The 20,435-nt window shown below is 73.5% G+C and carries 11 protein-coding genes; 7 read left to right on the top strand and 4 right to left on the bottom strand.

The features are described 5' to 3' along the window. The first annotated feature begins 5 nt into the window (after positions 1-5). The 6 genes from ACIBCJ_RS18680 to fxsT all read left to right on the top strand — a co-directional run bounded on the left by ACIBCJ_RS18680 (position 6) and on the right by fxsT (position 10,958). Complete coding sequence (locus ACIBCJ_RS18680) at positions 6-1,964, top strand: trypsin-like peptidase domain-containing protein (protein WP_365979978.1); 1,959 nt, start codon at positions 6-8, stop codon at positions 1,962-1,964. Positions 1,965-2,142: 178 nt separating this feature from the next. Beyond that, positions 2,143-3,141, top strand: coding sequence for a MoxR family ATPase (locus ACIBCJ_RS18675; protein ID WP_133887319.1), 999 nt, complete (start codon positions 2,143-2,145; stop codon positions 3,139-3,141). 3 nt (positions 3,142-3,144) lie between these two features. After that, positions 3,145-6,528, top strand: a complete 3,384-nt coding sequence (locus tag ACIBCJ_RS18670) for a tetratricopeptide repeat protein (protein ID WP_365979977.1) — start codon at positions 3,145-3,147, stop codon at positions 6,526-6,528. Then, the gene (locus tag ACIBCJ_RS18665; RefSeq protein WP_365979976.1) at positions 6,525-6,677 is read left to right on the top strand and encodes a hypothetical protein; all 153 of its coding nucleotides are present in this window, start codon (positions 6,525-6,527) and stop codon (positions 6,675-6,677) included. Before ACIBCJ_RS18670 ends, ACIBCJ_RS18665 begins: the two co-directional genes overlap by 4 nt. A 68-nt stretch (positions 6,678-6,745) precedes the next feature. Further along, positions 6,746-7,894, top strand: a complete 1,149-nt coding sequence (locus tag ACIBCJ_RS18660; protein WP_365979975.1) for an FxsB family cyclophane-forming radical SAM/SPASM peptide maturase — start codon at positions 6,746-6,748, stop codon at positions 7,892-7,894. Between the two features lie 100 nt (positions 7,895-7,994). Beyond that, a complete protein-coding gene (gene fxsT / locus ACIBCJ_RS18655) occupies positions 7,995-10,958 on the top strand; it encodes an FxSxx-COOH system tetratricopeptide repeat protein (protein ID WP_365979974.1) in 2,964 nt (987 codons plus the stop codon). A gap of 81 nt (positions 10,959-11,039) precedes the next feature. Here fxsT and ACIBCJ_RS18650 read toward each other — a convergent pair whose 3' ends face one another. The 4 genes from ACIBCJ_RS18650 to ACIBCJ_RS18635 all read right to left on the bottom strand — a co-directional run bounded on the left by ACIBCJ_RS18650 (position 11,040) and on the right by ACIBCJ_RS18635 (position 17,818). Beyond that, positions 11,040-14,870: a multifunctional oxoglutarate decarboxylase/oxoglutarate dehydrogenase thiamine pyrophosphate-binding subunit/dihydrolipoyllysine-residue succinyltransferase subunit gene (locus ACIBCJ_RS18650; RefSeq protein ID WP_365979973.1), complete on the bottom strand. Its 3,831-nt coding sequence runs from the start codon at positions 14,868-14,870 to the stop codon at positions 11,040-11,042. A gap of 280 nt (positions 14,871-15,150) precedes the next feature. Beyond that, a complete protein-coding gene (locus ACIBCJ_RS18645) occupies positions 15,151-16,275 on the bottom strand; it encodes an ATP-binding protein (protein WP_362102722.1) in 1,125 nt (374 codons plus the stop codon). Further along, positions 16,272-17,006 (bottom strand): response regulator transcription factor, encoded by a 735-nt coding sequence (locus ACIBCJ_RS18640; RefSeq protein WP_003973686.1) that lies wholly within the window; start codon positions 17,004-17,006, stop codon positions 16,272-16,274. The genes ACIBCJ_RS18645 and ACIBCJ_RS18640 overlap by 4 nt, the downstream gene beginning before the upstream one ends. A 113-nt stretch (positions 17,007-17,119) precedes the next feature. Next, positions 17,120-17,818 carry a spermidine synthase gene (locus tag ACIBCJ_RS18635; protein ID WP_365979972.1) on the bottom strand — a complete coding sequence of 233 codons (699 nt, stop codon included), beginning with the start codon at positions 17,816-17,818 and terminating at the stop codon, positions 17,120-17,122. Positions 17,819-17,994: 176 nt separating this feature from the next. Here ACIBCJ_RS18635 and lon point away from each other — a divergent pair, with 176 nt between their 5' ends. Continuing rightward, positions 17,995-20,418: an endopeptidase La gene (lon, locus tag ACIBCJ_RS18630; RefSeq protein ID WP_362505212.1), complete on the top strand. Its 2,424-nt coding sequence runs from the start codon at positions 17,995-17,997 to the stop codon at positions 20,416-20,418. Positions 20,419-20,435: the final 17 nt, after the last annotated feature.

Here is a 20,435-nt window from a genome sequence, read left to right as displayed (position 1 = left end):
GCCGCATGAGCGAGGGGAGCGACCGCCTCTACGAACTCGCCCGCGCCGCCACCGTCCATCTGCTGCCCGTCAGGGGCGACGGCGCGCCGCTGTGGGGGAGCGGCTTCTTCGTCGCGCCGGGCCGGGTCCTCACCGCCGCCCACGTGCTCCGCCCGCACCTCGCGGCGGACCCCGGCACCGTCTTCAGGGTGCGCGGCGAGGGGATCGACGCCGAGGCGCGGCTGGAGCAGTGGCTGCTGACCGACCCGCGCCGCCCGACCGTCCCGCTGGAGGAGGACCTGGCCCTGGTGCGGCTGGCCGGGGAGCCCGAGGAGCACCAGCACGAGTGCGTGTGGCTCGCCGACCGGGCCGTGCTCCACTCCGGTGCCCTCAAGGTGTGCGGTTACCACCCGGGGCCGCCCGAGACGCACTTCCGGATCGTCGACGCCGAGATCAACGGGCACGAGGACCGGCACGGACTGATCCTCAAGCCCGACATCGACTTCCCCAGCGGGGTCTCCGGCGGCCCGCTCCTCGACCCGGAGACGGGAGCCGTGATCGGGCTGGTCAAGTCGCGCCGCAAGCAGCAGGACGGCGGCAAGGCCGTCGCCGTCTCCGCCCTGCGGCGCTTCGGGCCGACGTACCGCACGCTGCTGGCCGCGCATGACCGCTGGCACGGCGACGAGCCGCAGTCCCCCGCCGGGGACAACTGGATCGACCTCCAGGGCGGCCCCCCGGCCGGCGCCGGTGAACAGTGGACTCCCGCCGACCGCCGGGACGCGCTGCGCCTGCTCGCCGAACTGCCCCCGCCGCCGGACGCGCCCACCGTCGAACTGCTCGCGAAGAAGGCGCGCAGCCGCAACACCTGGCCGGGCGCCACCCCCGAACTGCTCACCTGGCGGGACGGCACGGGACTGCTCTACGAGGGCGCCCGGCCGCTTCAGGCACTGACCTTCCTGCGCTACCTGAGGTTCGTCGAGCTGTACACGCAGTCCCGGGGCGGCGACGCGTCCGCCCTCGGCCGGTGGATCGAGCGGCGGCTGCGCCGCGAACCGAGCCGTCCCCTGCACGACCTCGTCCACGACGCCACCCTCCCGGAAGGACTGCGCCCGGCGTCCGGCGCCGTGCCGGAACGCGTCGTGATCCCCTACCCGGGGCCCGGCGAGGGGGCGACCGTGGCCGTCCTGCTCGACCCGGTGATCGGCGCGCGGCCCACCCGGTTCTTCTGGCAGATCTGGTACGACGACGGCCACGGCGAGCCGGAACTCCACGAGGTGGACGGCTCCGTCCACGGGCACGACCCCGCCGACCTCGTCCAGGCGCTGCGCGCGCCGCTGGGCCGGCTGCTGCGGGCCAGGGACCAGGAGGACCGGCCGGTGCCCCTCGAAGTCGCCCTCCCGGTCGAGCACTTCGACACCGCCGTGCACCGCTGGCGGTTCGACGACATAGCCGAGCTCAACGACGCCGGCCACCTGGGGGCGCGTCGCCAGGTGGTGCTGCGCGCCCTCGAGCGCCGGGGAGATCCGGACAAACTCTGGACCGAGCGGTGGCAGGCGATGGCCGGCCAGCGGCGCTTCAGCGGCTGGCGCACCCCGGGGCAGGGCGGCTTCCCCGGCGCCCACGGCTACCGCGACGCCGCCTTCGACCTGATACCGGTCATGTGCCGCCCGGCCGGCCGCGACCCCGGGCGCACCGCCATGAGGCTCGCCCTGGAGGGCGGGCACGGTATCGCGCTGTGGCACGTCGACGGCCACTCCTCCCGGGTCTGCCCCGAGTCCTGCGACACCCTCTACGCCAAGGCGGAGGAACTCCTCGCCACGCTCGGCTCCCTGGCCGAGCTGCCGGACCGGATACGCCACGTCCGCCAGGAGATCAGCGAGCTGCGGGACGACCGAGCCTGGGCCGAGCCGATGGCCCTCCTGTACGACGACCCGCGCCGCCCCCTGCCCTCCGAAGAGGGCGGGACGCTGGACGCGCCCCTGTGACGGCCGCACGCGCACCCCGGCACCCGCCCGGCAGGCGCCGCGCGGGGGGACGCGACTGGCCGGAACACGCCGGATCCGGGGTGGGTTCCGGGTACATTCCCAGGGGCCCGTTGCGGGTGCACGACGCCCTCGTCGGCCAGGCCGTGGACAACCACCGACCGTCGACGAGGAGCACCGCATGAGCGAGTGGTTCATCTACCGGGGCACCGGGCAGCCGGATCCCGAGCGGATCGGGCAGCTGCCCGCCCCGCCCCCGTGGCGGGCCTTCGACACCCCGGCCGTGGACTACGACGTACCGGGACCCGGCTCCTCCACCCGGCGCAGGCTCGGCGCGCGCACCGTCCCGCTGCCCATCCAGGACCCCGGCACCCTCGAACTGGTCAACGCCTCCCTCTACCTGCGCCGCCCGCTGCTCGTCACCGGAGAGCCGGGCGTCGGCAAGTCGACGCTCGCCCACTCCGTCGCCTACGAACTCGGCCTCGGCCGGGTCCTGGAGTGGCCGGTCGTCAGCCGCAGCGAACTGCGGGACGGCCTCTACACGTACGACGCCATCGGCCGCCTCCAGGACGCCCAGCTGCCCGACGGCCGGGGCGCCCCGGACATCGGCAGGTACATCAAGCTCGGCCCGCTCGGCACCGCGCTGCTGGCCGCCGACCGGCCCCGCGTCCTGCTCATCGACGAGCTGGACAAGAGCGACATCGACCTGCCCAACGACCTGCTGAACGTGCTGGAAGAAGGCTCGTTCGCCATCCCCGAGCTGGAGCGGATCGCCGACCGCACCCCCGTCGTCGAGGTCCTCACCGACGACGGCAGGCGGGTCGCGGTCACGGAGGGCAGGGTGCAGTGCCGGGCCTTTCCCTTCGTGGTGATGACGAGCAACCGCGAGCGCGAGTTCCCCGCCCCGCTGCTGCGCCGCTGCATCCCGCTCGACCTCAGGGCCCCGCGCGACGAACGCCTCGCCGCCCTGGTGCAGGCCCATTTCGGCCAGGGGGCGTACGACGACAACCGCGACATCGTGGACCAGTTCGCCCGCGCCGAGACGGACGGGGCGCTGCGGCCCACCGACCAGTTGCTCAACGCGATCTTCCTCGCCCAGTACGCCGCCCGTGACGCCGCGCACCGGCGCGAGGAGATCTCGGACCTCCTGATGCAGCCCCTGGACCGCGGGCCGCGGTAGCCGATGGCCGCCCAGGACTCCCCGACCCCGGCCGACGGCGCGGCGCCCGTGCTCGCCGCGCTGGTCGCGCGTATGCGCGACGCCGGGATCGGACCGGGCGTCGAGGAACTCGCCGACGCGCTGTGGCTGGCCCGCTGGCTGCCCGCCCCCTCCACCGCGGCGGCCGGAAGGCCCGCGCGCCCGGAGGGCCCGGCCGGAGCCCCGCCCGGCGGGCCGCCCGCGTCGGCGCCGCAGTCCCCGGGAGCCGGGCAGTCCGTGAGCCCCGGTGAGACCGCCACCGTCGAGGGCGCCTGGCTGTTCGCCCCCGGAGGGGACGGCCCCCCGGGTGGCCCGGGAGGTGCCGGCGCCGGGCCGGCGCCCGTACGGGTCCCGGCCGCCCCCGTGCTGCCCGAACCCCTCGCCCTGCAACGCGGCCTGCGCCCGCTCCAGCGGTACCGCGCCCCCGTACGTCCGGTCCCGCGCACCCTGGACGAACGGGCCACCGTCGAACGGGCCGCGGAGTCCGGTCTGGTCCTGCCGGTACTGCGTACCGACCGGCGCCGCGAGGCCCGGCTGCTGCTCCTGATGGACGTGTCGACCTCCACCGTGGTCTGGCAGCAGGCCCTGGACGAACTGCGCCAGGTCTGCGCGCGGGCCGGTGCCTTCCGCGAACTGCAGGTGCAGTACCTGCACGAAGGCCCCGGCGGCCGGCCCGGCTGCTCCTCCCGCCCGGGCCCGGACGGTCCGCTGCACGCGCCCGAGCAGCTCAGCGATCCGACCGGCCGCCGGGTGACCCTGGTGCTCAGCGACTGCGCCGGACCGATGTGGCGCAGCGGCCGCATGCAGCGTCTGCTGCACCGCTGGGCGGCGACGGCCCCCGTCGCGGTCGCCCAGCCCCTGCCGCAGCGGATGTGGGCCCGCACCCATCTGCCGGCCCGGCGCGGGACGCTGCACCGGCGCGAGGGTCCGGCCGGCGCGCTGGAGTTCCGCCCCGACCGGGCGGCGGCGGAGCCGGGCGCGCTGCCCGTGCCCGTGCTGGCGCTGCGCCGCCCGTCGGTGGAGGGCTGGGCGCGGCTGGTGTCCGGTGCCACCGGGCAGTCCCTGGCCGCCGCCGCGGGCTGGGTGCGCGCCGACCACCCCGCCTCCTCGGCGCCCGTGCGCGCGGCCGAGGACGTCGGCGGGGCCGAGCGGGTCGGGGCCTTCCTGCGCACCGCCTCCCCGGAGGCGCGCCGCCTGGCCGTGTACCTGTCGGCGGTGCCGCTCCAGCTGCCGGTGATGCAGCTGGTCCAGCACGCCATGCTCGCCGGGAGCGGGCCCGACGTCCTGTCCGAGGTGCTCCTCGGCGGGCTGCTGCGCCGCGAGTCGGACACGGACGATCCGCAGGCCGTGCGGTACCGCTTCCTGCCCGGCGTCGCCACGGGACTGCGGGCCCGGCTGACCGTCGAGGACGTGGAGCTGCTGTTCAAGCACTGCTCCGAGTACGTCGAGCGCCGGTTCGGCCGCAGCGTGCGCAACTTCCCCGCCCTGGCGGGGGCGTTCCTGCGCGGCGCGGTCACTCCGGGCGAGCAGCTCGTCCCCGCGACCGACCCCCTGGCGGTCCCCGGCACCGGTCCGGCGACCGGTGCCGGCCCGGCGGAGCCACCCGGCCTGCGGGCGTTCGCCGAGGTGTCGGCGGAGGTGCTGCGCGAACTCGGCGCCCGGCTGCCGAGGACGGTCGTCGGCCCCGGGACCGACGCGGGGGTGCTGCTGGAGCGGGCCCGTGACGCCCACGTCCGTTTCCGGGCGGAGGGGCAGACCCGCGATCTCGACGCCGCCGTCGGTGGGCTGCGCCGGGTGCTCACGGTGGCCCGCGCGGGTGAGCGGCGCGTGGAGGCCGCCGAACTGCTGGCGGAGTGCCTGATGGACCGGTGGCGGGTGGGCGCGCGCGGCGACGATCTGCGGGAGGCCTGGGAGGCGGTCGCGGACCTGCGGGGCATCACCGGGCACGGGAGGTTCGTCCGCGCCATGATCTGCTCGGACCAGGCTTCCGCGTTGCAGGACGAGGGCATCGGCTTCCCGGGCATCCCCGACGACCTGCGGGACTGGGCGGTCGGTGCCGCCCCGCAGAGTCCGCGCGCCGCCGTCGAGTTCGCCCGGGCGGTCCTGCTGTACCTGGCCGAGGGCGACTTCGCCGCCGTCCTGGCCGCGGAGACGGAGAGCGACCGCCGGCGGCACTTCGCCGGCAGCGCCCTGCTGCACCTGCGCCGCCTCGTCGGGCTGGTGGGCGCGAGCCGGCCGGGACCCGGCGGACCCTATCCGGCCGCCGCGCACCCCGAGGAGTGGTACGTCGCCCACCTGTACCGCGCCGTCGACGCCGCCACCACGGCCATCGAGGTGCGGGGCTCCGACCGCGTCCGCGTCGAACGGGGACGGCTCTGGCTGGACCTGGCGCGGCAGTTCGCCGGGCAGGGCGCCGTCGCCGCCACCGCCCCCGAGACGGACCGGAGCTCCGATGCGGCCGCCGCGGCCACCGAGGACTTCATGGCGGTGCTGCGGGAGGAGAACGACCTTCCGGACAGCGAGCGCTGCCGGGCCTGGCTCGACGTCGCCTCCGCCGTGGACCTCGCGGGGACCGGTCGAGAGGGTGACCGCTCGCTGCTCTTCCACGCGCTGGCACGGGCCGAGGAAGTCGCCGGTGACGACGAGGACCTGCGTGTCGAGTGCCGCACCCGCGCCGCGAACGCCCACTGGGAGAGCTACGAACGCACCGGCGACCCCGCCTCCGTCGACCTGGCCGTCGACACGTGGGAGGCGGCACTGCGACTGCTGCGCGAGGACGACCCGCGGCTGCCCGCCGTGCTGACCGACTGCGGCACCGCGCTGCGCGAGCGGGCCGGCCGCGACGACACGCCGCAGGACGTCCACCGGGCCGTGGACCTGCTCCGGCGGGCCGTCGAAGGGACCCTTCCCGACGACCGCGAACTGCCCCACCGCCGGTATCAGCTCGCCGACGCCCACGTCGCGCGCTACGAGGTCGCGCACGTGCTGTCCGACCTGTACGAGGCGGACTGGCTGCTCGGCGAGGCGGTCCGCGACTCCGAAGAGCCGCAGTTCCAGGCGCTCTTCCTGCTGCACCGCGGCATCGTCGCCGAGCTGCTGCACGCACGGTTCGGCACCGTCGACCACGCCGAGAAGGCCGTGGAGCACTACACGCGCAGCGGCGAGCACGCCCGGGAGGAGGGCCCGGGCGGCCGGGAGGCCTTGGCCCTGGCCCTTCAGGGCCGCGGCCGCACCCGGGAACTGCTCGGCCGCTCCCGTACCGCCCTGGCCGACTACCGCGAGGCCCTGCGGCTGACCCCCGACCCCGGGCTCGCCGAGCTGCTCCGCGCGGACATCGCCCGCCTCACCTCCGGAACGGCCGACGCGTGAGCCACCCCACCGACGAGACGGAGACACCCCTGCCCGAACTCCACCGGCCCGTCCGCTCCGACCACCCGGTGCTCGCCGCGGTCCTCGCCGAACTGAGCGCCCGCGACGGCGAGGCCACCGTCGTCGCCTACTACGAGGACGCCCCGTGACGGCCCGGCCCCGGCCGCCCGCCTGCCGGTCCGCGAAGCGGCGGGGCGCGCCGGAGCCCCGGGGACACGTGCCGACACCCCTGCGGCAGTTCGTGCTCAAGGTCCACGGCCGCTGCAACCTCGACTGCACCTACTGCTACCTCTACCGCGGCCAGGACGACGGCTGGCGGGACCGCCCCTCCCGTGTCGGCGCCCGCGTCATGGAGCACACCGCGGCCCGGGTCGCCGAGCACGTCACCGCCCACGGCCTCGACCACATCCGCGTCGAACTGCACGGCGGGGAACCCCTCCTGGCCGGCCCCGAGCCCGTGCGGACGTACGTCCGCACCGTCCGCCGGGCCGTCCCCGGCGGCTGCCGGATCACCGCCACCGTGCAGACCAACGGCACCCGCCTCACCGACCGCGGCCTGGAACAGCTCACCGAGGATGGCATCCGGGTGGGCCTCAGCCTCGACGGCGGACGCGCCGCCCACAACGCGCGCCGGGTCGACCACGCGGGCCGGCCCGCCTGGCCCGCCGCCCTCGCGGCCGCCCGCCGGCTCGCCGCGCACCCGCGGGCGTACGCCGGGATCCTGTGCACCGTCGACCTCGCCGCCGAGCCGCTGGACGTCTACCACTCCCTGCTGGAGCTGGCCCCGCCGCGCCTGGACCTCCTCCTGCCGCACGCCAACTGGGGAAACCCGCCGCCGGGTCTCGACGGAGGCGCGCCCGGCCGGCACCGGCCCGCGACCACGCCGTACGGGGACTGGCTGGTCACGGTCTTCGACGCCTGGTGGGACGCGGGACGGCTGCGCACCCGGGTGCGGCTCTTCCAGGAGATCGTCGCCCTGCTCCTCGGGGCGCCCAGCCGGGCCGAGGCGGTGGGGCTGTCACCGGTGGCCGCCGTGGTGGTCGAGACGGACGGCGCGATCGAGCAGGTCGACTCGCTCAGAACCGCCTACCGGGGCGCCGCCGAGACCGGGCTCGACGTGTTCCGGCACTCCTTCGACACGGCCCTGCGCCACCCCGGCATCGCGGCGCGCCAGCTGGGCGAGCGGGCCCTGGGCGAGGAGTGCCGCGCCTGCCCGGTCGGCCGGGTCTGCGGGGGCGGCAACTACGTGCACCGGTACGTGCCCGGCTCGGGGTTCGGCCACCCGAGCGTGTACTGCGCCGATCTGGAGCGGCTGATCCGGCATGTCGCCCACCGCCTGGAGGACACCGTCCGTATCGCCACATGAGCCGAATGTCACGTTCAACTCGGCGCGAACCAGGCCGCTTTGACGCACAATTGACTAACCTGTGCTCAGTCGTGACCAGGTCGGGCGAGGGGACAGCGAGATGGTGACGGAGCCGGTACACGTCACGGTGGTCTTCGCCGGGCAGAGCGAATCATGGGCCAAGTGGATCGACCACCAGGTCCGCGCCGCCGGCCGCACCACCACCCTGGTGCGGTGGAACCCGCTGCGCCGGCCGCCCGCCGCGCACGCCCTGACCGACCTGCTCGGCGCCCCGGGCCGCATCCTGCTCGTCATCGACGACTGGTACGAGCGGCTGGGAGCCGAGCGGTTCGAGGCCTGGGCGGCGGTGCTGCGCGAGGTGCTGCCCGGCTTCCGCGAACGCGTCGCCGCCGTGAGCGTCACCGCGCAGCCGATGCCCGAGGAGGTCGCCCCGCTCGCGCCGGTCGAACTGCGCGGCCTGCGCCCCGAGGTGGCCCGCGCCCGCGTCCTGGAGTGCGCGGCGGTCCCGGCCCCCGGCGTCCTGGTCGACCTGCGCCGCGGCCCGCGCTTTCCCGACGACCCCCCGGAGGTCTGGCGCGTCCCGCGGCGCAACCGCCGGTTCATCGGCCGTACCGAGCTGCTCGAGCAGATGTACGCGGCGCTCGCCGGCGCCGGATCCGAGGGCGCCACCCTCGCGCTGCGGGGGCCCGGCGGCGTGGGCAAGACACAGCTGGCGCTCGAATACGCCCACCGGTTCGCCGGCGAGTACGACGTCGTCTGGTGGATCACCGCCGCGCAGCGCGTCACCGCCCGTCAGCAGTTCGCCGACCTGGCGCCCGAGCTGGGCGTCGGGGACGGCGGGGACCTGGCGGCCACCATCAAGGCCGTGCGCCGGGAACTCGGCAGCACGGCCCGGCCCTGGCTGCTGGTGCTGGACGGCGCCGGCGACCCGGACCGGGTGATCGACCTGATCCCCGAGGAGGGACGCGGACACGTCCTGGTCACCACGCACCGCGGCGAGTGGGCGGCGCAGGGGGAGACCCTCCCGGTCGCGGGCTTCGCCCGCCGGGAAAGCGTCGCGTTCGTGGGCCGGCGCACCGAGCGGCTCGACGCCGGGCAGGCCGACCGGCTCGCCGACGCCGTCGAGGACGTACCGCTGCTGCTCGACCAGACCGCCGCGTGGCTCGACACCAACCCGGCCATGTCCGTCGACGAGTACGTGCGGGACATCCGCGACGGCCGTCCCGACCGCTTCGGCGTGATGCCGTCCCGGGAGTACCCCGAGAGCTTCCAGGTCGCCTGGGCCAAGCTCCTCAACACCCTGCGCGAAGGCTCCGAGTCCGCCTGGCACCTGCTCAACCTGCTGGTCTGCTTCTCGCCCGAGGTGGTCCCCGTACGGCTGCTGCAGACCGCCCGGCACACCGACCTGCCGCCCGAGCTGGCGGACCTGGTCGCCGAGCCCAGCAGCTGGAACTCCGCACTGCGCAAGCTCTCCGAGATCACCTCGATGCGCATCGAGTACGAACAGGGTCCCCGGCTGGACACCCAGACCGTCGGCACGCTGCGCATGCACCGGCTCTTCCACCGCTTCGTGCGCTACGTCCAGTCGCCCGAGGACGCCGCCCGCCACTTTGCCGCCGCCCGCCGGCTCCTGGTCTCCGCCGACCCCCGCGACTCCTCCACGCCGGGCAACTGGGCCCGCTACGCCGCGCTCATCCCGCACCTGGAACCCTCCGGCGCCCTCGACTCGGACGACGGGGACGTCCGGGACCTCGTCCTCAACTGCATCGAGTACCTGCGGATGCGCGGCGAGTACGACGAGGGACGGCGGCTGAGCCGGCACGCCGTGGACCGCTGGCGCCGGACCTCCGAGGACACCGACCGGGCCGTCCTGGTCGCCGTCCACCAGCTCGCCAACATGCAGCGCAGGCTGGGCCGGTACACCGAGGCGGAAGCGACCGGACGCGAGACGGTCCGGCGGCTGAAGGCGGCCGGCCGCGTACGTCCCATCGAGATGATCCGCGCCAAGGACGGCCTGGGTGGCACGCTCATGGCCCTCGGCAGGTACGCGGAGGCCCGCGCCCTGTTCGAGGAGGCGGCCGAGACCGCGGCCGTCGAGCTGGGCGGCGAGCAGGTCCCGCGCACCCTCACCGTCCGCAGCAACCTGGCCATGGCCCTCGGCCTCCAGGGCCACTACGCCGAGTCGCTCGCCCTGCACCGCAGGATCTTCGAGGCCCGGGTGGAACTCCTCGGCGGCAAGGACGCGCTCACCCTCAACTCCGCCCTGCGCACCGCCTGGATGCTGCGCCTGCTCGGCAACTACCGCGAGGCGCTGGAGATCCAGGGCCACAACTCCCGGCTGCACAGCCAGGTCCTCGACCGCAACCACAGCCAGACCCTGCACGCGGAGCACAATCTCGCCCTGTGCTCCCGGCGGGTCGGCGACCTCCAGTTCGCCCACGCCCTGATGCGCGGCGTGCGGCGCAAGCTGCTGCGCCGCCGCGGCACCCTGCACCCCGAGACGCTCCTGGTCTCCTGCGACTACGCGATGCTGCTGCGGCAGCTGGGGGAGACGGACGAGGCCCGCGGCCTGGCCGAGACCACCGCCGCGCACTACGCGGCCCAGCTCGGCGAGGACCACCCGTACACCGTGGGAGCCCGGGACAACGTGGCGGTGATCATGCGCGAGACGGGTGACGTGCGCGGCGCCCTGGAGCTGTCCCGGCAGTGCACGGCCCACATGGAGAAGGCGGTGGGCCGGGACCATCCGTGGTCCGTCGGCTCCGCCAAGAACGAGGTGGCCGCGCTGGTCGGCGCCGGTGAGAAGGAGGCCGCGGCCGCCCTGGGCCGGGACGCCTGCGCCCGCTCCGTCCGCGCCCTGGGCGAGAACCACATCCTCACCGTCAGCCTTCGCGCCGGGCTCGCCCTCGACCTCGCCGACACCGGCGAGCGCGAGGAGGCCGAGGCCCTGCGGCGGGACGTGACCGCCCGGCTCACCACGCTGCTCGGCCCGGGTCATCCGCAGATCCGGGAGATCCAGGAGCGCCGGCACCCCTACTGGGACTTCGAACCCCAGCCGATCTGACCCGCGACAGGCCGGAGGGGCCGGTCCCGTCTCCGGGACCGGCCCCTCCGGTCAGACCTGTGCGGTCGGGTCGTCCGAGGCTCAGGCCTCGAACACCTCACGCACCAGCTGCTCCTGCTCGGCCTGGTGCCGCTTGGCGGAACCGACGGCCGGGGACGAGCCGTGCGGCCGCGAGATGCGGCGCAGGCGCTCGCCGTGCGGGACGTCGGCGCCGACCGCCAGGTCCAGGTGGTCGATCAGGTTGAGCGCGATGAACGGCCAGGCACCCTGGTTCGCCGGCTCCTCCTGGGCCCACAGGTACTTCTCGGCGTTCGGGTACTTGGCGATCTCCGCCTGGAGCTCGGCACCCGGCAGCGGGTACAGGCGCTCGATGCGGATGATGGCCGTGTCCGTCAGGCCGCGCTTCTTCCGCTCGGCGTCCAGGTCGTAGTAGACCTTGCCCGCGCAGAAGACGACCTTCTTGACGGCGGCCGCCTCGACCGAGTCGTCGCCGATGACCGGGCGGAACTGACCCGTCGTGAACTCCTCCGCCTTCGACGCCGCGGCCTTCAGGCGCAGCATCGACTTCGGGGTGAAGACCACCAGCGGCTTGTGGTGCGGGTTGTGCACCTGCCACCGCAGGAGGTGGAAGTAGTTCGACGGCAGGGTCGGCATCGCGACCGTCATGTTGTTCTGCGCGCACAGCTGCAGGAACCGCTCCGGGCGGGCCGAGGAGTGGTCCGGGCCCTGGCCCTCGTAGCCGTGCGGGAGCAGGAGCGTCACGCCGCTCGTCTGGTTCCACTTCTGCTCGGCCGACGAGATGAACTCGTCCACGACCGTCTGCGCGCCGTTGACGAAGTCGCCGAACTGCGCCTCCCACATCACCAGCGCGTCGGGGCGGGCCAGCGAGTAGCCGTACTCGAAGCCCATCACCGCGTACTCGGAGAGCAGCGAGTTGTAGACGTTGTACCGGGCCTGGTCCTCGGACAGGTACAGCAGCGGCGTGAACTCGTCGCCCGTCTCCCGGTCGATGACGACCGCGTGACGCTGGCCGAAGGTGCCGCGCTGCGAGTCCTGGCCGGTGAGCCGGACCGGGACGCCCTCCAGGAGGAGGGAGCCGACGGCGAGGGTCTCGCCCATGCCCCAGTCGATCGTGCCGTCCTCGACCATCGCCGCGCGGCGCTGCAACTGCGGCAGCAGACGCGGGTGGATGGTGACGTGGTCGGGGATGTTGACCTGGGACTCGGCGATCCGCTTGACGGTCTCGGCGCTCACCGCGGTGTTCACCGCGACCGGGAACTCGGCCTGCGGGTCCGACGGCTCGGCGGCCGCCGGCTGCGAGACGGCCTCGCGGACCTCGGTGAAGACCTTCTCCAGCTGCCCCTGGTAGTCCTGGAGCGCCTGCTCGGCCTCCTCCAGGGTGATGTCGCCGCGACCGATGAGGGACTCGGTGTACAGCTTGCGCACCGAGCGCTTCTTGTCGATCAGGTCGTACATCAGCGGCTGGGTGAAGGCCGGGTTGTCCGACTCGTTGTGACCGCGGCGGCGGTAGCAGATGAGGTCGATCACCACGTCCTTGTTGAACGCCTGGCGGAACTCGAAGGCGAGCCGCGCGACGCGGACCACGGCCTCCGGGTCGTCGCCGTTCACGTGGAAGATCGGGGCCTCGATCATGCGGGCCACGTCGGTGGCGTACATGGACGAGCGGGAGGACTCCGGGGCGGCGGTGAAGCCGACCTGGTTGTTGATGACGACGTGGACCGTGCCGCCGGTGCGGTAGCCCCGCAGCTGCGACATGTTCAGGGTCTCGGCCACCACGCCCTGGCCCGCGAAGGCCGCGTCGCCGTGGATCGCCACCGGCAGGACGGTGAAGTCCGTGCCGCCCTTGTTGATGATGTCCTGCTTGGCGCGCGAGACGCCCTCCAGGACCGGGTCCACCGCCTCCAGGTGCGAGGGGTTGGCGACCAGCGAGACGGCGATCTGCTCGCCGTCCAGGCCGGTGAAGGTGCCCTCGGCGCCCAGGTGGTACTTCACGTCGCCGGAGCCGTGCATCGACTTCGGGTCGAGGTTGCCCTCGAACTCCCGGAAGATCTGCGCGTACGACTTGCCGACCACGTTGGCCAGCACGTTCAGCCGGCCGCGGTGGGCCATGCCGATGACGACCTCGTCCAGGCGGGACTCGGCCGCCGAGTCGATGACCGCGTCGAGCAGCGGGATGACGGACTCGCCGCCCTCCAGCGAGAACCGCTTCTGGCCGACGTACTTGGTCTGCAGGAACGTCTCGAACGCCTCGGCGGCGTTGAGGCGGCGCAGGATGCGCAGCTGCTCCTCGCGCTCCGGCTTGGTGTGCGAGCGCTCGATGCGGTCCTGGATCCACTTGCGCTGCTTCGGGTCCTGGATGTGCATGAACTCGACGCCGGTGGTGCGGCAGTACGAGTCGCGCAGCACGCCGAGGATGTCGCGCAGCTTCATCAGGGACTTGCCGGCGAAGCCGCCGACCGCGAACTCGCGCTCCAGGTCCCACAGGGTGAGCCCGTGCTCGGTGATGTCCAGGTCGGGGTGCTTGCGCTGCTGGTACTCCAGCGGGTCGGTGTCGGCCATGACGTGACCGCGCACCCGGTAGGAGTGGATCAGCTCGAAGACGCGGGCGGCCTTGGTGACGTCGTCGTCGTGCGAGGCGTCGATGTCCTTGAGCCAGCGGACCGGCTCGTAGGGGATGCGCAGCGCCTTGAAGATCTCGTCGTAGAAGCCGTTCTCACCGAGCAGCAGGTTGGCGACCTGGCGCAGGAACTCGCCGGAGGCGGCGCCCTGGATGACCCGGTGGTCGTAGGTCGACGTGAGCGTCATGACCTTCGAGATACCGAGCTTGTTCAGGGTGTCCTGGCTGGTGCCCTGGAACTCCGCCGGGTAGTCCATGGAGCCGACGCCCAGGATGACCGACTGGCCGGGCATCAGGCGCGGCACGGAGTGGACGGTGCCGAGGCCGCCGGGGTTGGTCAGGGAGACGGTGACGCCGGTGAAGTCGTCCATCGTCAGCTTGTTGTCGCGGGCGCGACGGACGATGTCCTCGTAGGCCTGCCAGAACTCGAAGAAGTTCAGCGTCTCGGCCTTCTTGATCGCCGCGACGACCAGCTGGCGGTCGCCGTTGGGCTTGACCAGGTCGATGGCGAGACCGAGGTTGATGTGGGCCGGCTTGACCAGGGTCGGCTTGCCGTCCTTCTCGCCGAACGAGTGGTTCATCGCCGGCATGGCCTTGATGGCCTGCACCATCGCGTAGCCGATCAGGTGCGTGAAGGAGATCTTCCCGCCCCGGGCGCGCTTGAGGTGGTTGTTGATGACGATGCGGTTGTCGAACAGCAGCTTCACCGGGACGGCGCGCACGGACGTGGCCGTGGGCAGCTCCAGCGAAGCGTTCATGTTCTTCGCGACCGCGGCGGCGGGACCGCGCAGGGTCACCAGCTCCGGGCCCTCGGGCGCGGAGTCGGCGTCCTTGGTGGGCGCGGCGGCCTTCGCCTGCGGCTTGGCGGCCTGCTTGGCCGGTGCGGCGGCGGGCTTCGCGGCCGGGGCGGCGGGCGCGGCGGCGGCGGGCTGCGGGGCCGGCTTCGCGGGGGCGGGCGCCGGTGCGGCCGCCTTCGGCTGGGCCGGGGCGGCGGCCTGCGCCTGCGGGGCGGGGGCGGCCTGCGGCGCGCTGCCGGAGTCCGTGGTCACGGTGGCGGGGGCGGCGGGCTGGGCCGCCGCCGCTCCGGGCTTGTAGTCGGCGAAGAAGTCCCACCAGGCTCGGTCCACGGAGTTCGGGTCCTGGAGGTACTGCTGATAGATCTCGTCGACGAGCCACTCATTGGCACCGAACGCGGCCGCGGGGTTCTTTCCCGCGGTGCCCGCTTGGTCGGTGTCGGTCGAGATGCTCGAGTTACTGGGGGACTGTGGCGACACGGCGAGAACCGCCCTCTTCCGCTTCACAAGATGGTGGACAGCGGGAATCAAGGCTACGCCTTGCCGACCCCGAAGGTCAGACCGGGCCCGTTCATCGTCGCGTAAGTCACATCGCGGACCGTGTTTCGGCGCTGGAAATGGCGGGAAACAAGCGAGGTTCTGTGGCGTGAGGGATCGGGAGAGCGGGACCCGGCGCCTCGAAAACGCGGGTCCGTGCCTGATCACACGTGTCCGCCTGGGCGGATGCAGTGGATCTTGACACTCCGCTTCGCACCCTACGTCAACCGGAGGTCGACGGCAGGCCCGGAAGAGTGATGAGGATCCGGCAGCCCCGCTCGGATTCGGCCACCCCGATCCGGCCGCCGTGCAGATCCACCGCCCAGCGCGCGATCGCCAGGCCGAGACCGGTGCCGCCGTCGCTGCCCGGACCGTGCGGCCGCGACACCGACCCCCGGTTGAACCGCTCGAAGACCCGGCGCCACTCCGAACGCGGGATGCCGGGACCCTCGTCCAGCACCTCCAGCTCCAGGGACTCGGGCAGCTCCCCGCGCCGCGCCCGGACCGTCACCCGGCCGTGCGGCGGACTGTGCTTGACGGCGTTGTCGATGAGGTTGGCGACGACCTGGTGGATGCGCTCGGGGTCGGCGTGCGCGGTCAGCTCCGGCGGGAAGACGTCCAGGGCCAGGTGCACGTCGGTGCGGGTGTGGCTGCCGGAGCCGGAGGCGATGCCCGCGCGGGCGGAGGCGACCATGTTGGCCTCCTTGAGCACGCCCGACAGGTACGGCCACACCTCGAAGCGCCGCTTGCGCAGCGGTATCACGCCGTTGTCCAGGCGGGAGAGGTCGAGGAGCGTCTCCACCAGCCGGCCGAGCCGCTCGGTCTGCCCGAGCGCCGTGCGCATGGTCTCCGGGTCGGCCTCGGTGACGCCGTCCACGATGTTCTCCAGCACCGCGCGCAGCCCCGCGATCGGGGTGCGCAGCTCGTGCGAGACGTTCGCCACCAGCTCCTTGCGCTGGAGGTCCTGCGCCTCCAGGTCGTCGGCCATGCGGTTGATGGTGACGGCCAGGTCGCCCAGCTCGTCGCGGCGGTTCTCCCGCACCCGGCGCGTGTAGTCGCCGTGCGAGATGGACCGGGCGACCGCGTTCATCTCGTCCAGCGGCGCGGTCAGCGAGTGCGCCACGAACTGCGTGATCAGCAGCGTGGCGATCATCGAGAACACCGTGATGAAGCGCAGCTCCGTCTTGGTGTGCACCGCGATCACCGAGAGACCGGTGGTGATCAGCACCGACGTGACGACGAGGGCGCCCAGCTTGGTCTTGATCGAGAACGGGCGTACGCCGCCCCAGGGATCCCCGGCGGTCCGGCGGCCGGGGCTCCTCCGTGCGGCTTCCCGTCCCCGGCTCATGGCGTCGGCGTCTCCAGCGCGTAGCCCACGCCGTGCACGGTGCGGATGCGCTCGGCGCCGATCTTCCGGCGCAGCGCCTTGATGTGGCTGTCCACGGTCCGGGTGCCGGAGGCGTCCGCCCAGTCCCACACCTCGGCGAGCAGCTGCTCACGGGAGAGCACCGCGCGCGGGGTGTTCGCCAGGCAGACCAGCAGGTCGAACTCGGTCGGCGTGAGGTGCACGTCCTCGCTGCGCACCCGCACCCGGCGCTGCGCGTGGTCGATCTCCAGCTCGCCCAGGCGCAGGATGCCGCTGCGCGGTGTCGAGGCGGCCACCACGGCCCGCTCCACCCGCCGCAGCAGCACGTGCACACGGGCGGCCAGCTCGCGCATCGAGAACGGCTTGGTCATGTAGTCGTCGGCGCCCACGCCGAGTCCGACCAGCATGTCCGTCTCGTCGTCGCGCGCGGTGAGCATCAGCACCGGCACCGGCCGCTGGGCCTGCACGCGGCGGCAGACCTCCAGACCGTCGAAGCCGGGCAGCATGATGTCGAGGATCAGCAGGTCGGGCTGCCAGGCCTCGGCCGTGTCGACGGCGGACGGACCGTCGCCCGCCGTCTGCACCAGGAATCCCTCGGCGCGCAGGCGTGTCGCGATGGCGTCCACGATCGTCTGATCGTCCTCGACCACCAGTACCCGGCGCTGTGCGCCCTGCGTGGCCGTGCCGTTGTGGGAGGTCTGTGTCTGCTCCATCGCCCGCCCCTGAGGTGTGCTCTCCGGAATCCGTGGGGTGATCCCATGACTGCGCTTGACGCTTGAATGATCCGCGCCAGGGCAGCAGCGTACGGGGAGTCACCGCGCCTTTGCTATCCAGGCCCGACGCCGATGTGGATGACGTCCGGAACGCCCCGGGCAACGGGGATCTCTTCGGTACGCACCTGCTGGAAACCGGCATTACGCAAGGTTTCTTCGAATTCCGGAGAGGGCTGTGCGGACCACACGGCGAGCACCCCGCCGGGCCTCAACAGCCGTGCACAGTCCGCCAGTCCGGACGGTCCGTACAGCCCGTCGTTGCCCTCGGTGACGGTCCAGCCGGGGCCGTTGTCGATGTCCAGGCACAGGGCGTCGTACGTGTCGGATGTCTCATGGACGTACGCGACCAGGTCCGCCTCGACGATCTCCGCGCGCGGGTCGGCCAGCGCGTCGGCGGACAGCTCGGCCAGCGGCCCGGTGCGGTGCCAGTCGACGATCGCGCGCTCGCGTTCGACGACCGCGATCCGGCCCCAGCGGGGATCGGCGGCCGCGTGCGCGAGGGAGAAGCCGACGCCGAGCCCGCCGATGAGCAGGCGGGGCGCGGTCTGCCCGCCGGAGGCGGCCAGCGCGTCGGCCGCCGCGTCGACCAGGCGCCGCTCCGAGCGCCCGTCGGAGGTGTCCATCAGGAAGCAGCCGTTCGCGATGATCTGCAGCAGCCTCCCGTGCCGGCGCAGGACCACCTCGCCGTACGGGCCGTCCCGGCGGTCCAGCACCTCGGGGGCGTCGGGAGAGTCGTGGGAAGTGAGGGGCATCGGCCCATCCTGGCACCCGCCCGGCGGGGAATGCCGGTCGTTTTCGCGGTGCTCTCCCGGGAGGCGGAACGCCCGGCCGCCATGTGATCGCTCAGAGCGAACATCCCCGGGGGAACATTCGGAGGCTCCCGTTCATTGAGTCGATGTAACTCAACTTGACTGCCGAAGGGGAGATCATGGCTGCTGAGTCCGCCGCCTTCACACCGCTCACCCTGCCCGTGCTGCCGCTCGACGACGAAGTGGTCCTGCCCGGAATGGTCGTCCCCCTGGACCTGAGCGACGCCGAGGTACGGGCCGCGGTGGAGGCCGCCCAGGCCGCCGCCAGGTCCGAACCCGGCAAGCCCAGGGTCCTGCTCGTCCCGCGCATCGACGGCACCCACGCCGCCACCGGCGTGCTCGGCACCGTCGAGCAGGTCGGCCGCCTGGCCGACGGCGATCCCGGTGCCCTCATCCGCGGCCGGGGCCGGGTGCGGATCGGCGCCGGCACCACCGGCCCGGGCGCCGCGCTGTGGGTCGAGGGCACCCGGGTCGACGAGACCGTCCCCGACCCGCTGCCCGGCCAGGTCGCCGAGCTGGTGACGGAGTACAAGGCGCTCGCCACCGCCTGGCTGCGCAAGCGCGGCGCCTGGCAGGTCGTCGACCGGGTCCAGGCCATCGACGACGTGTCCGCGCTGGCCGACAACTCCGGCTACTCGCCCTTCCTCACCACTGAGCAGAAGGTCGAGCTGCTGGAGACCACCGACCCGGTCGCCCGGCTGAAGCTCGCCACGCAGCAGCTGCGCGACCACCTGGCCGAGCAGGACGTGGCCGAGACCATCGCGAAGGACGTCCAGGAGGGTGTCGACAAGCAGCAGCGGGAGTTCCTGCTGCGCCGCCAGCTGGAAGCCGTGCGCAAGGAGCTGCGCGAGCTGAACGGCGAACGGGACGGCGAGGAGAACGACGACTACCGCGCCCGGGTCGAGGCCGCCGACCTGCCCGAGAAGGTCCGCGAGGCCGCCCTCAAGGAGGTCGACAAGCTGGAGCGCTCCTCCGACCAGTCGCCCGAGGGCTCCTGGATCCGCACCTGGCTCGACACGGTCCTGGAGATGCCGTGGAGCGAGCGCACCGAGGACGCCTACGACATCCAGGGCGCCCAGGCCGTGCTCGACGCCGAGCACGCGGGCCTGGAGGACGTGAAGGAGCGCATCACCGAGTACCTCGCGGTGCGCAAGCGGCGCGGCGACCGGGGCCTCGGCGTGGTCGGCGGCCGGCGCGGCGGCGCGGTGCTGGCCCTGGTGGGCCCGCCCGGCGTCGGCAAGACCTCGCTCGGCGAGTCCGTCGCCCACGCGATGGGCCGCAAGTTCGTCCGCGTCGCCCTCGGCGGCGTCCGCGACGAGGCCGAGATCCGTGGCCACCGGCGCACGTACGTCGGCGCGCTGCCCGGCCGGATCGTGCGGGCCATCAAGGAGGCGGGGTCCATGAACCCGGTCGTCCTGCTCGACGAGATCGACAAGGTGGGCTCGGACTTCCGGGGCGACCCGGCCGCCGCCCTCCTGGAGGTCCTCGACCCGGCCCAGAACCACACCTTCCGGGACCACTACCTGGAGGTCGAGCTGGACCTGTCCGACGTGGTCTTCCTCGCCACCGCCAACGTCCTGGAGGCCATCCCCGAGGCCCTGCTCGACCGCATGGAGCTGGTCCGCCTCGACGGCTACACCGAGGACGAGAAGGTCGTCATCGCCCGGGACCACCTGCTCCCGCGCCAGCTGGAGCGGGCCGGACTGGACGCCGACGAGGTCACCGTCGACGAGGGCGCGCTGCGCAAGCTGGCGGGCGAGTACACCCGCGAGGCGGGCGTGCGCACCCTGGAGCGGTCCATCGCGCGGCTGCTGCGCAAGGTGGCCGCCCAGCACGAACTGGGCGAGCGGGAGCTGCCGTTCACCGTCACCGAGGGCGACCTGCGCGCTCTGATCGGCCGGCCGCACCACGTGCCCGAGTCCGCCCAGGACCCGGCGGAGCGGCGCACCGCGGTGCCCGGCGTGGCCACCGGCCTCGCGGTGACCGGCGCGGGCGGTGACGTCCTGTACGTCGAGGCGTCGCTGGCCGACCCGGAGACGGGCGCGGCGGGTCTGACCCTCACCGGTCAGCTGGGCGACGTGATGAAGGAGTCGGCGCAGATCGCGCTGAGCTTCCTGCGCAGCCACGGCGCCGAGCTGGAGCTGCCGGTCGGCGACCTCAAGGACCGGGGAGCGCACATCCACTTCCCGGCGGGCGCGGTCCCCAAGGACGGCCCGAGCGCCGGCGTCACCATGACCACGGCCCTCGCCTCGCTCCTGTCGGGCCGGCTGGTCCGCACCGACGTGGCGATGACCGGCGAGGTGTCGCTGACCGGGCGGGTGCTGCCGATCGGCGGGGTCAAGCAGAAGCTGCTCGCCGCGCACCGGGCGGGGATCACCACGGTGATCATCCCCAAGCGCAACGAGCCCGACCTGGACGACGTCCCGGCGGAGGTGATGGACAAGCTCGACGTCCACGCCGTCACCGACGTCCGCCAGGTCCTGGAACTGGCGCTCGCACCGGCGACGAACGGTGCGCGGCCCGAGGTTCCGGTCGCGGCGTGACGGACGCGGCCGGATGA

This window comes from Streptomyces sp. NPDC051136 (assembly GCF_044455745.1).
In the GTDB taxonomy this organism is placed as follows: domain Bacteria; phylum Actinomycetota; class Actinomycetes; order Streptomycetales; family Streptomycetaceae; genus Streptomyces.
This window is presented reverse-complemented; position numbering and strand designations above follow the sequence as displayed.